Origin of the sequence: Pantoea sp. CFSAN033090 (assembly GCF_001264395.1) — a bacterium.
Lineage (GTDB): Bacteria > Pseudomonadota > Gammaproteobacteria > Enterobacterales > Enterobacteriaceae > Pantoea > Pantoea agglomerans.
Genome location: NZ_LGYX01000009.1, coordinates 1 through 13,249 on the forward strand (window position 1 = coordinate 1; position 13,249 = coordinate 13,249).

Consider the following 13,249-nt stretch of genomic DNA (forward strand, 5'->3'; position numbering starts at 1 on the left):
GGCCAGACGGGAAAAAGAGAGCACCACCCAGACCGCCCGCCGTTATCACACCCATCGAGGTGTTGGCGTTATCTGCCAGCAGCAGCGGCTCTACGCTGTCAAGTGATTCATAGGTTGGCGTGACCGACGTGGAAGCGAGTTCAGCCCCTTCTGCGGTCTGCGGAAAGAGCGCGTGTTCCGGTGGGTTGACGCCATCATCGAACACCAGTTCGCTGTGCTGGCCATCGGCGTCGTCGAGGAAGAATTTCTGATAGCGGACAGTCTTGCCGTCGCGCATATGCAGCACCAGATCGTTACCCTGGCGCTCATACTGCGTCACCATGTCGCGGGTGCCGCTGATGCGCACGACGCTGGGCTCGGTGAGGTTAATGGATTGTGACGAACCGCTGACGGACTGCGAGATGAGTGTGCCGTTTTCGCGCGAGATAATGTCTACACGGCCTTGCGTGAGTTCTGCCATTTGTAACCTCTACTCCACCAGATTAGCTAATATACTGAATCTATAAACATAAAATTATTTTATGCTTACAGTGTTCACACATAGTTTCACCTTCTGAAGATCAGAAGATGTCTTAACCTGGTGTATGTCGAAACGGCAAAGCCAAAGCTGGTCACGCGTCCCTAATAAGAGTGGCGAGTGACGCTATTATTGTTAGTTTTACTTGTACAGACTCACGCAAAATGTAACGTTTCTGACAGATTAACTTTTAGCGTAGCCGTGTTAAAAAACAATTTCAATGTACAGATTTCATTATGGTTTAATCTTCATTACATAAGCCTCACTTGAAAAAAGGTTTTCATAAAATCCGCTTTGCCTTTGTTTTTACATGTCAATTTATTGCTGACTGTTTCCGGAAATGATGCGAAAAGGTTAAAAAACCACCACTACCGGAACATCAGGGCAGTAAAAAAAATTTGTTCATTAAGCGATTCAGCCATCATTTATCAGTGGCCCTGATCCGATTTTTCAGCAGCAAGTCGTTGAAAAACGACAGTGAAATTTGAGTTAAGTCATTCTGCGGGGCGGTGGTCATGCCAGGAAAGTTCTGGAAAAAATTCGCAGCGCGACAAAAGTCGGTAAACTCCCGGTTTTGTCATTTATGCCATGTTGCTGCCCCCTTCCTGATAAGAGGCGCAACGACCACTGACTCACGGCCAGTGCTACACTTTTCCGCTTTACCATTGATGAATCTGACCTATGACCGCACTGGACGCTGCACAACAAAACAAACATCAGAGCCGCCTGAACTGGGGCACACGCACCATCTTTTTGATCAATGGCTTAGGAATGTCAGCCTGGGCTCCACTGGTGCCGTTTGCCCGCGATCGTCTGCAGCTCAGCGGTGCATCACTGGGCGCGTTACTGCTCTGTCTGGGTATTGGTTCGCTGGCCGCGATGCCGGTGACCGGCACACTGGTGGCGCGGTTTGGCTGCCGTCGGGTGATGTGCTTCTCTACCCTGTTAGTGCTGATGATGATGCCGCTGCTGGCCACGGCTGACTCTCATCTGGTCATGGCGGCTGCGCTGATGCTGTTTGGCGCCGGGCTGGGCATGCTGGATGTGGCGATGAATTATCAGGCGGTTCAGGTTGAGCAGGCGGCGGATAAACCGATGATGTCCGGCTTCCATGGCTTCTTTAGTCTTGGTGGGATTCTGGGTGCGGGCACGGTCAGCCTGTTGCTGAGCCAGTCTTTTTCACCACTGGCCGCCACGCTGGTGGTAATGGCAGTGATGTTGTTGCTGTTGCTGTGGCGACTGCCGGTCTTAATGAATGAACGCCTGCATCAGCCCGATCAACCCTGGCTGGTGATCCCACGCGGCTGGGTCGCGTTTCTTGGCCTGCTCTGCTTTATCCTGTTCCTGGCGGAAGGGGCCGTGCTGGACTGGGGCGCGCTGCTGTTGCTGCAGAACCCGGAGATGTCACCCGCCTGGGCCGGACTGGGCTATGCGGTCTTTTCCGTGGCGATGACGCTGGGCCGTTTTAGCGGCGATAAGATCATCCAGCGTTTTGGTCGCTACCCGGTGATGCTGACCGGCGCGCTGACCGCCGCCGCGGGCATGAGTCTGGCCGTCTGGCTGCCGTGGCCGGAGATCGCCCTGCTGGCTTTCCTGCTGGTCGGCTTTGGTTTATCTAACACGGTGCCGATGTTGTTCAATGCTGCCGGGAATCAACAGGATATGCCTGCGAACCTGGCGATTTCTGCCATGACAACGCTGGGATATGCGGGTATTCTCTCAGGTCCGGCTTTAATCGGATTCATTTCGCAATGGATCAGCCTCAGCGGCGCATTTTTAGCGATCGCCCTGTTGCTGTTAGCGGTAGCCGCCAGTGCGCGAAAAGTTGCGCAATAATTCAGGTACCTGACACGCTATGTTGTATAAGTTTCCACTGACCTCCGGCAACGTCACCCGCTTTTTTGTGGTTTTCAATCTGGTGCTCCTGCTGGCGCTGGGCTTTATGGTGCATAACTCGGTGAATGCCTGGCTGACCGGGAAGCGCTATGCCATGGACGATCTGGCTCGTGACGTTCAGAAGCGCATTGATGCCTATCGCTTTGCCACCTGGCAGATCTATGAAAACCTCTCTACCAGTGCGGCAGGTGCAACACCCGGCAGTAACCTGCAGGAGACGCGACTGCGTCCTGACGTCTACTACCTGGAAAAAACCCGGCGTAAAACGGAAGCGCTGATTTTCGGCTCACATGACAGCAGCACGCTGGACATGACCATGCGGATGTCGAACTATCTCGACACGCTGTGGGGCGCAGAAAATCCCACCTGGTCGATGTACTTTTTAAATGGTCAGGACAATAGCCTGATTATGATCTCGACCCTGCCGCTGAAAGATATGGCGACGCGCTATAAAGAGAGCGCCATCAGTTCAATGGTCGATGGTCGTCGTGCTGAGATGTTGCAGCAGGCGAATGCGCTCGATGAGCGCGAGAGTTTCTCACCGCTGCGCCACCTCGCCTTCCAGAACGATCACTATTTCACGCTGCGTACCACCTTTAACCAGCCAGGCCATCTGGCCACGGTGGTCGCCTTTGATCTGCCGGTTAACGATATTGTTCCGCAGAACATGCCGCTGGAAAATTTCCAGCTGCGTCAGGACAGCTCAATGCCTGCCAGCAGCAGTGAACAGCAGGAGGTGGAAAATACCCGCATCTCACTGGTTAATCCCAATATCGAGATTACGGCCACCCTGCCCAGTACCTCGCTGCAGCTGGTTTATCAGGTGCCGATTGGCCGTCTGATTATCGACACCCTGCATAATCTGCTCTGGCCGCTGCTGATTAACCTGCTGCTGTTCCTGCTTTCACTGGCGGGTATCGTACTGCTGCGCCAGCAGTCGCTGCGTCCCAGCGAGAACCAGAGCGCTGAACTCGATTCGCTGCGGGTATTGAATGAAGAGATAGTGGCCAGTCTGCCGGTCGGTCTGCTGGTGTATGACTTTGCCAGCAACCGCACCCTGCTGAGCAATAAGATTGCTGAACATCTTTTGCCTCACCTCAATCTGCAGAAGATCATTAATATGTCCGACCAGCATCAGGGCGTGCTGCAGGCCACCATTAATAACGAAGTGTATGAGATTCGCCACGCCCGCAGCGTGCTGTCGCCGCATACCCAGCTGTTTATGATGCGTGACCAGGATCGCGAGCTGCTGGTGAATAAGAAGCTGCAAAAAGCGCAGCAGGTGCTGGATCGTAACCATCAGATGCGACAGCAGCTGCTGCACAATCTGGGCCATGCGCTGAATCAACCCCTGGAGAAGATGGTGACGCAGCTGGTACAGCTCAGCCAGCGTGATGCCGATGAGACCGTGCTGGATCTGCTCGATGAGAGTCAGGGGCTGGCGCGGCTGGTGGATGATATCGTGCTGCTGAACCGGCTTGAGGCGCACGACTGGTCACCCGATGCGACCGTCTTTAACCTGCAGGAACTGCTGGATGAGATCGCGCTGGAAAGCCTGCCGCTGATGCGCCGCAAAGGGCTGTCGCTGGTGGTGAATAATCACCTGGCTAATGATGAGACGCGCTTTGGCGACCGTCGCGCCCTGCGTAAGGTGCTGACCACGCTGATGCACTACGCCCTGACCACCACCCGCTGGGGGAAAATCACCCTGGAAGTTAAGGCTGCGGACAAGCAGGCCGATAGATTGATTATCGAACTGGTGGATACCGGTGCGGGCCTGACGGTGGATGAACTGGCCAATGTCGACTTCCCGTTCCTGGGTGATACCAGTCAGGATCGCTACGGACAGGCTTCTGGCATGGCGTTCTTCCTCTGTAAGCAGCTCTGCAAGCAGATGGGTGGCAGCCTGGATATCGTGGCAAAAGCGGATATCGGCACGCGCTACAACATGCAGTTGCCGCTGGTGCTGGAGCAGAAGCGCGAAGAAGAAGAGGAAAAAATTCTGGATGGCGTTACCGCGCTGGTGGAGATCACCGTGGAGGACGTGCATAAAATTGTCTGCCGCCATCTGGAAAACTGGGGAGCGCGTTGTCTGACACCCGACGAGCGCATTTCCGGTCAGGATCACGATGTGCTGGTGACCGACGATCCATCAAAGCTTAGCGGCTGGGCACTGCTGCTGGCGGAAGATGAACTGGGGCATCATGCACTGAACGACCAGCAGTATCGGGTCAATTTCAATCTCAGTAATGCGCTGCTGGATGCATTGCTGGCACTGATAGAGAAGCAACTGTCGCATGATGTGATGGATAACGACACGGAAGACGACGCGGCCACGCCATTGATGAGCGGCGGCTATTTCCAGCTGTTTACGGAGACAGTACCGGTTGATGTGAAGAGGCTGTATACTGAGTCGGCGGAAAAGGACTACGCCTCGCTTGCTCAGACAGCGCATCGCCTAAAGGGCGTGTTTGCCATGCTCAATCTGACTCCCGGCAAACAGCTTTGTGAAGAGTTAGAACACCACATTAAAGCGTGTGACGATTCAAACATTACAAATACCACCAGTGATATTGACGCTTACGTCAATCAACTGCTGCAGCAAGGTAACCAATAAGATGAATAACTTAAACGTAATTATTGCCGATGACCATCCAATTGTCCTTTTCGGTATCCGAAAATCTCTGGAACAAATTGAATGGGTTAACGTTGTAGGTGAGTTCGAAGACTCAACAGCACTGATCAATAATCTGTCCAAGCTTGACGCCAACGTCCTGATCACCGACCTCTCTATGCCAGGTGAGAAGTATGGCGATGGTATTACGCTGATTAAATATATTAAACGCCACTACCCGGATCTCTCGATTATTGTTCTGACCATGAACAATAACCCGGCGATTCTGAGTTCAGTGCTTGATCTCGATATCGAAGGGATTGTACTGAAACAGGGCGCGCCTACCGATTTGCCAAAGGCACTGGCTGCACTGCAGAAAGGCAAGAAATATACGCCGGAAAGCGTTGCGAAACTGCTGGAGAAAATCAGCGCGGGTGGTTATGGCGACAAACGCCTGTCACCGAAAGAGAGCGAAGTGCTGCGTCTGTTTGCAGAAGGTTTCCTGGTCACCGAGATTGCCAAGAAGCTGAACCGCAGTATCAAAACCATCAGTAGCCAGAAGAAATCAGCGATGATGAAACTGGGCGTGGATAACGATATCGCACTGCTGAACTACCTGTCGTCTGTCAGCCAGACTCAGGTCGAAAGAGACTAAGTTACTTCCTGAGGCGGTGCAGCCTGCACCGCCTCGCCTCTGCCCTTTCCTGCCCTACCCCATCCGCGTTTTACGTACCCGATCAGCATAGATTGCCAGCGTCACTTTCAGCACATCTAACGTCACCGGTTTCGACAGGCAGTTATCCATGCCCGCATCCATGCAACGCTGTTTCTCTTCCGCCAGCGCATTCGCCGTCACGCCAACCACCGGGAAGAGATGGCCCAGCTGACGCAACCGCTGCGTCAGGCGATAACCATCCATATTCGGCATGTTCACGTCGGTGAGTACGATATCAATCTCGTTACGACTCAGTACATTAAGTGCATCAACGCCATCCTGCGCAGTCTTCACCTGATAGCCCAGCGTGCCGAGCTGTTCCGACAGCAGCATGCGGTTAATCGGATGGTCATCGACAATCAGCACCATGATGTCATCGTTATGCACTTTCTCTTCTACCGGCGCGGCCAGCAACAGCGCATCTGCGGCGTCGTTGCCCAGTGCGATTCGATAGATGCGCGCCAGCAGCGCCGGAACCTCATGCAGCGTGGCGGTAGAGTGGATCCAGCGGCCAGGCTGACGTTCACGCGGCATATCCACATGCGATCCATCGAAAGTGACCAGTGCCCGCAGCGGAACATCAATATCCAGTTCGTAATCGGTCATCACCACATCGTCATGGCCAGGCTTACCGTTATACTCCGCGACCTGAATGTCCTGCTGCTGAATCTGACGCGTAATAAATTCCGCGAGGTACTCGTTACGCATCGCCAGCCAGATTTTCTTATCCTGTAAATCCTCCAGCAGCATCAGTGACGGCTTCTGGCCTTTGTAGATTGGAATACGCACAATAAACTGGCTGCCCATGCCTGGCTCTGAGTCGACCTCGATGTCGCCATCCATCATATTGATCAGCTTTTCACAGATCGCCAGTCCCAGCCCGGTGCCCTGGAAATTACGCTGCACGCCATTTCCCACCTGGAAGAAGGGATCGAACAGGCGTGGCAGCTCTTTTGCCGGAATGCCGACGCCAGTATCACGGACGCGGAATGCCAGATAGCCCTGCGCAACGTAAGCGTGGAGGATAATACAGCCCGTATGCGTGAACTTAATCGCGTTATTCAGCAGGTTAGAGATCACCTGCTGCAGACGCAGCGGATCGCCGTCCAGCACCTGCGGAACGTCATGTTCAATAAAGCAGTAGAGCGTAAGCCGCTTCTTCACCACCAGCGACAGATAGTTGCCGACGATGTGGGTCACGATTTCACGAGGTGCAAACGGACGCGGCTCAATTTTCAGCTGCTCTGACTCGATTTTTGAGAAGTCGAGAATATCGCTGATGATTTTCAGCAGCAGGCTGGAGGAGTTGTTCATCGCCGTCACCAGCGAGTCGATACCGCTGGGCAGCTCTTTGGTCTGCAGCAGATCGAGATTCCCGATAATGCCATAAAGCGGCGTGCGCAGTTCGTGACTGACTGTGGCAAGGAACATCGATTTTGACTGGCTCGCCTGCTCTGCCGCGTGGGCCATCTCCTGCAGCGACTGCTCCATCCGCACGCGCGCCGAGACGTCGACCAGCACGCAAATCGCCACGTTCTCATTACGATAGCGTGAATGCACGAAGCTGATTTGCAAATTGGTATTACTGCCGGTGAGCACATCGACAAAGTTGACCTGCTGCCCGCCAATAATCTCATTCAGCCGCAGGCGATCTTCCTGCGTCAGCAACGTCAGATAATTGTGCGCCAGCTCGTTACTCAGAATATTGGTGCCGTCGCTGGTGCGTAAAATACAGATCCCGACCGGCGCAGAGGCGACAATCTTACGGTTAAACTGCTCGTGCTCTTCCAGCCGGTGCGCGTTCTCCTCCGCCGGCAGGAACATCCGGCGCTCAAACAGCCAGGCGAGGGTAAACAGAATGACAGCGCTGAAAATATTGAGCAGCAGCGCATTAATGATCATCAGCTTGAGCTGATCCACCATCACGTCGGTAGATATCGACCACACCACGTTAAGATCGGAAGGCGGCAGCGGCTTTTTCAGAACCAGCTGACGATAACCATTCAGGTATCCGAACCAGGTTTTATCATCAGGAAGACTATCGAGCGAGAAGCCCAGCCCGCCGCGCCGCGAATTTAGCAGTGGACGATAATTTTCATCGGTAATGGACGCGATAATCGGCAGGCTGCCCGGCTGAATAAACTCATCCAGCCGGATATTCTGTTCGACGCCCAGCAGCGCCTGTAACTTATTAGCAACGTAGACGGGCACCACCATAAAGAAGGTTCCGACGCCTGGCTGAGCACTGCTGTTAATCCAGTACATCGGATTGCGGCGATCTTCTTCGCTGCTATTGCGATAGCGCAGCACATTCTCACGCAGCGATTTCAGGCTGCGTTCCCGGTCAGCATTGCTGCTGCCAATCGTGAAGTCGGCCAGACACTGACTCTCGCCACCGATAAAGAACACCCGATTCAGCTCATACGATGAGGCGAAGTTACTTTTCCAGTAATTGATGTAGTAACTGAGTGAATCGAGCGAGTTGCGCCAGGTATTGCTCATCGAGGTACAGTCGCCATCCGAAAACAGGGGCGTAAACTGCGGCTGAGATGTTTTGCCTGGCATCATACCGGTCAGCACATCCAGACCGCTGCTGGCGTTGGTTAAGCGGTTCTCGGTGATATATTTCAGCTCACGCATCATGTCCGCCGAATGGCGCACATACCACTGTATCGTGCCGTAGTTGCTGGCAAACTCCTGCCGAACCTGCGTCTCTTTATTGTGCAGCACGCTGATAATGTAAAACGCAGTAAGAACGGCGCCCAGCGTCCAGATTAGCAGCGCCAGCGCGCGGAAAAGATAGCGCGAGATGCGAAGCGTAGTGCGGAAAGAGACAGGATATTTCAAAGGTAACTCGCAGTTGGCAAGGTTAGTCGCATCATCGATTTTTAATGCCCATACACTAGCTTTATCGGGCGTAAAAAGCCAGCCAGCCGCAGGCTTAGCGGGCGGTTTGGGAATCTTTTAAGATAGCCAAAGCAACATCTTTATCTTAGGAAGAAGTCGCCGCCTCTCCCCCTCAAACAAATGCACGCACACATCTCCTTAAAGCGACACCACAACCCCAACAAGAAAGGCCTGCTGTGCCCGAAGAGCAAAGCGTCTGGCCCGCGATGGCGTGGCCGATCCGCATGGATGCGGGAATCCTTTGCGATCGGGCACAGCAGGCCTTTCGGCAGCTCCCGACTCACAGCCATCAGCCATTTTCCCGACCCGCCTCTAAGACCTCAAACAACACGCCCATCCCATCAAAGCGACATCACAACCCCAACAAGAAAGGCCTGCTATGCCCGAAGAGCAAAGCGTCTGGCCCGCGATGGCGTGGCCGATCCGCATGGATGCGGGAATCCTTTGCGATCGGGCATAGTGGGCCTTTCGGCGGCTCCCAACTCACAGCCACCAGCCACCAGCCACCAGCCACCAGCCACCAGCAACCAGCCCTAAGCTCCCTGCTCCTTCCCCATCACACAAAAAAAACGGCAGGCCGGGTTTCCCCTGACCTGCCGTTTCTGCAACGAACCTCAGCTCACGCCAGACAAATTACTCTTCGTCTTCAGCCGCGTCGTCTTCGTCTTCTGCATCCGCTTCCGGCGCAATCTCTTCATCGTCGTTCTCTGCTTCCGGCGCGATATCTTCCTCGCCTTCCGCCACGCTACCGTCGATTGAATCCAGCTCTTCTTCTTCAACCGGCTCGGCAACACGCTGCAGACCTACGACGTTCTCATCCTCTGCGGTACGAATCAGAATCACACCCTGGGTATTACGACCCACGACGCTGACTTCTGAAACGCGGGTACGCACCAGCGTACCGGCATCGGTGATCATCATAATCTGATCGCCATCAACGACCTGAACGGCGCCAATCACCGGACCATTACGTTCGGTCACTTTGATTGAAATAACACCCTGAGTCGCACGCGACTTGGTCGGGTATTCGCTGTTGGCCGTACGCTTGCCGTAACCATTCTGCGTCACGGTCATAATTGCACCCTCTTCACGCGGCACAATCAATGACACAACGCGATCGCCTTCAGCCAGTCTGATGCCGCGTACGCCAGAGGCGGTACGACCCATCGCACGGACTGCGGTTTCTGCAAAGCGCACCACTTTACCGGCCGCTGAGAACAGCATCGCTTCATCGTTACCGTTGGTCAGCGCCACACCGATCAGCTCATCGTCGTCACGCAGATTCACGGCAATAATGCCCGCGCTGCGTGGACGGCTGAACTCTTTCAGTGCGGTCTTCTTCACGGTACCGAGCGCGGTCGCCATAAAGATATTAAAGCCTTCGGTATACTCACGTACCGGCAGAATCGCCGTAATACGCTCGTTGGCTTCCAGCGGCAGCAGGTTGACGATTGGACGTCCACGTGCGCCACGGCTTGCTTCCGGCAGCTGGTAAACCTTCATCCAGTAGAGACGGCCACGGCTGGAGAAGCAAAGAATCGTGTCATGCGTATTGGCGACCAGCAGACGATCAATGAAGTCCTCTTCTTTGATACGTGCGGCTGACTTGCCCTTACCACCACGACGCTGCGCTTCATAGTCGGTCAGCGGCTGATACTTCACATAGCCCTGATGCGACAATGTCACCACAACATCTTCCTGATTAATCAGGTCTTCGATATTAATGTCAGCCGTGTTGGCGGTAATCTCTGTGCGACGCTCATCACCGAACTGATCACGCATCAGCTCCAGCTCTTCGCGGATCACTTCCATCAGACGGTCCGCGTTCGACAGAATGCGCAGCAACTCAGCGATCTGCTCCAGCAGCGCTTTATACTCATCCAGCAGCTTCTCGTGCTCAAGACCGGTCAGTTTCTGCAGACGCAGATCCAGAATCGCCTGAGCCTGCTGCTCGGTCAGATAGTATTGACCATCACGGATGCCATATTGTGGATCCAGCCACTCCGGACGGGCGGCGTCATCACCGGCACGCTCCAGCATCGCTGACACGTTACCGAGATCCCACGACTGCGCAATCAGACCCGCTTTCGCTTCTGCCGGGTTTGGTGCACGACGAATCAGCTCGATGATAGGATCGATATTCGCCAGCGCAATCGCCAGACCTTCCAGGATATGCGCACGATCGCGTGCTTTACGCAGTTCAAAGATAGTACGACGCGTCACAACTTCACGACGATGGCGAACAAAGGCGTCCAGAATCTCCTTCAGCGCCATGATCTTCGGCTGACCCTGATGCAGGGCGACCATGTTGATACCAAACGAGGTCTGCAACTGGGTCAGTGAATAGAGATTATTCAGCACGACTTCGCCGACCGCATCGCGCTTGATCTCAATCACGATACGCATGCCGTCTTTATCAGACTCATCGCGCAGTGCGCTGATGCCTTCGACACGCTTCTCTTTCACCAGCTCCGCAATCTTCTCAATCAGGCGTGCCTTGTTAACCTGATACGGCAGCTCATGAATGATGATGGTCTCGCGGCCCGTTTTAGCATCGGCTTCCACTTCGCCACGCGCACGAATATAAATTTTACCGCGTCCGGTGCGGTACGCTTCTTCGATGCCACGGCGACCATTGATGATAGCGGCGGTCGGGAAATCAGGCCCCGGAATGTGCTCCATCAGCTCTTCAATGCTGATGTCTTCATTTTCAATGTAAGCCAGGCAGCCGTTAATCACTTCACGCAGGTTATGCGGCGGAATGTTGGTTGCCATACCTACGGCGATACCGGAAGAGCCGTTCACCAGCAGGTTAGGGATTTTGGTCGGCAGAACTTCAGGGATCTGCTCAGTGCCGTCGTAGTTCGGTACGAAATCGACGGTATCTTTTTCCAGGTCAGCTAACAGGTCGTGGGCGATTTTCGACATGCGAATTTCGGTATAACGCATCGCCGCGGCGGAGTCGCCGTCGATGGAACCGAAGTTGCCTTGTCCGTCCACCAGCATGTAACGCAGGGAGAAAGGCTGGGCCATACGTACAATGGTGTCGTAAACGGCGGAATCACCATGCGGGTGATATTTACCGATAACGTCACCGACGACGCGGGCAGATTTTTTATAGGGTTTGTTCCAGTCGTTTCCCAGTACACTCATCGCAAAAAGTACGCGACGATGAACCGGCTTCAGGCCATCACGCACATCGGGTAAAGCTCGGCCAACGATGACCGACATGGCGTAACCGAGGTAAGAATTTTTTAATTCTTCTTCGATATTGACCGGTGTAATTTCTCTCGCAAGGTCGCTCATGGAGCCGCTATCCCTCTACTTAATCCCGGATTTTAAAGGTGCGAAAGTATATCACACTGCAATGCTCTGGTGAACGCTAACCACCGATTTCACCCGCTTTTCCTTGCGCCTGAAAGGTGTGCCATCTGCGGTTAAGCGTTTATACTGTGGGCACATTTTGTCAGGAGTTACGATTCAATGAATGCACAACCGCAGAATCATCAGCAGAACGTCGATGCGCAGGAAATTGCCAAGTTTGAGGCCGTTGCCTCGCGCTGGTGGGATCTGGAGGGTGAATTTAAACCGTTGCACCGCATTAACCCGCTGCGCCTGGGCTATATCGCGCAGCACAGCAACGGCTTATTCGGTAAAACCGTGCTCGACGTCGGATGCGGCGGCGGCATCTTAGCCGAAAGCATGGCGCGTGAAGGTGCCGTGGTCACGGGTCTGGACATGGGCGCGGAACCGCTGGCCGTGGCGCGCCTGCATGCTCTGGAGAGCGGAGTGACGCTGGACTACGTGCAGCAGACCGTCGAAGAGCATGCGGAGCAGCACGCCGGAAAATATGATGTGGTGACCTGCATGGAGATGCTGGAGCACGTGCCGGATCCGCGCTCAGTCGTTCACGCCTGTGCGAAGCTGGTCAAACCCGGCGGCGAAGTCTTTTTCTCTACGCTGAACCGCAATCCAAAAGCCTGGCTGCTGGCGATATTTGGTGCGGAATATGTGTTGCGCATGCTGCCGCGCGGCACTCACGACGTGAAGAAATTTATCCGTCCTTCCGAACTACTGGGCTGGGTCGATGAAACGGCCCTGCGTGAACGCCACATCATTGGCCTGCATTACAACCCGGTGACTAACCGATTCAAACTGGCTCCCGGCACTGACGTGAATTATATGGTGCACACCCACCGCGCCGTCTGAGTGACCCGCCCGCCTGAATCAGGGCGGGCATTTCCTCTTCTGCGCCCGTTCTCCCTGTGCCGGTCACAGCACTCACCGCGCCAGAGGCATTCTGATGTCTGCCAATAGGTTACATCAGCCCGGTTCCATCCTCTTCAGCGTTACCGCATCCGATTCTCTGCTGACCAGCAACCCGCTAGCGGCTTTTAGCCATTTTTCATCCCTTTTCCTGCTGAATCCTGAGGATTGAATAAGAAACACGCGCCCGATCATAATAAGAAAAAAAAGTGTGATCTGGTTGACATGATGCCAGGCCTTACAAGGCGTGGGCTAAGAAATTTCGCAAGAATTACAACCCCTCCAGCCATCATTTTTTGCTCTTGTTAAGCGGCCGTAAAATACTAAAATATGC

At 54.2% G+C, this 13,249-nt stretch carries 7 protein-coding genes; 4 read left to right on the plus strand and 3 right to left on the minus strand.

Annotation, left to right across the window (positions count from 1 at the left end):
- The coding region (locus AFL22_RS10530) for a BapA prefix-like domain-containing protein (RefSeq protein ID WP_156311592.1) at nucleotides 1-460 on the minus strand (460 nt) is incomplete at its 3' end.
- Between the two features lie 738 nt (nucleotides 461-1,198).
- On the opposite strand from AFL22_RS10530, the gene AFL22_RS10535 reads away from it, so the two are divergent.
- From AFL22_RS10535 to rcsB, 3 genes are read left to right on the plus strand one after another with little or no spacing between them, the layout of a single operon-like run.
- Entirely contained in the window at nucleotides 1,199-2,353 is a 1,155-nt protein-coding gene (locus tag AFL22_RS10535; RefSeq protein WP_022625065.1) for an MFS transporter, read from the plus strand.
- Between the two features lie 19 nt (nucleotides 2,354-2,372).
- Nucleotides 2,373-5,030, plus strand: a complete 2,658-nt coding sequence (rcsD, locus tag AFL22_RS10540) for a phosphotransferase RcsD (RefSeq protein WP_010248389.1) — start codon at nucleotides 2,373-2,375, stop codon at nucleotides 5,028-5,030.
- A gap of 1 nt (nucleotide 5,031) precedes the next feature.
- Nucleotides 5,032-5,682 carry a response regulator transcription factor RcsB gene (gene rcsB, locus AFL22_RS10545; protein WP_009089068.1) on the plus strand — a complete coding sequence of 217 codons (651 nt, stop codon included), beginning with the start codon at nucleotides 5,032-5,034 and terminating at the stop codon, nucleotides 5,680-5,682.
- 54 nt (nucleotides 5,683-5,736) lie between these two features.
- Here the strand turns inward: rcsB and rcsC are convergent, their stop codons facing one another.
- Both rcsC and gyrA read right to left on the minus strand, forming a co-directional pair.
- Nucleotides 5,737-8,589, minus strand: a complete 2,853-nt coding sequence (rcsC, locus tag AFL22_RS10550; protein WP_052271376.1) for a two-component system sensor histidine kinase RcsC — start codon at nucleotides 8,587-8,589, stop codon at nucleotides 5,737-5,739.
- Between the two features lie 693 nt (nucleotides 8,590-9,282).
- On the minus strand, nucleotides 9,283-11,955 hold the full coding sequence (gyrA, locus tag AFL22_RS10555; RefSeq protein WP_022625068.1) for a DNA topoisomerase (ATP-hydrolyzing) subunit A: 2,673 nt from the start codon (nucleotides 11,953-11,955) through the stop codon (nucleotides 9,283-9,285).
- 177 nt (nucleotides 11,956-12,132) lie between these two features.
- Here gyrA and ubiG point away from each other — a divergent pair, with 177 nt between their 5' ends.
- Nucleotides 12,133-12,858: a bifunctional 2-polyprenyl-6-hydroxyphenol methylase/3-demethylubiquinol 3-O-methyltransferase UbiG gene (gene ubiG, locus AFL22_RS10560; RefSeq protein WP_010671459.1), complete on the plus strand. Its 726-nt coding sequence runs from the start codon at nucleotides 12,133-12,135 to the stop codon at nucleotides 12,856-12,858.
- Nucleotides 12,859-13,249 lie beyond the last annotated feature (391 nt).

What these genes read in the sequence shown, in the direction of transcription:
- rcsB (WP_009089068.1), top strand. Translation starts at nt 5,032, where the DNA reads ATGAATAACTTAAACGTAATTATTGCCGATGACCATCCAATTGTCCTT.
- AFL22_RS10535 (WP_022625065.1), top strand. Translation starts at nt 1,199, where the DNA reads ATGACCGCACTGGACGCTGCACAACAAAACAAACATCAGAGCCGCCTG.
- rcsD (WP_010248389.1), top strand. Translation starts at nt 2,373, where the DNA reads ATGTTGTATAAGTTTCCACTGACCTCCGGCAACGTCACCCGCTTTTTT.
- gyrA (WP_022625068.1), bottom strand. Translation starts at nt 11,955, where the DNA reads ATGAGCGACCTTGCGAGAGAAATTACACCGGTCAATATCGAAGAAGAA.
- ubiG (WP_010671459.1), top strand. Translation starts at nt 12,133, where the DNA reads ATGAATGCACAACCGCAGAATCATCAGCAGAACGTCGATGCGCAGGAA.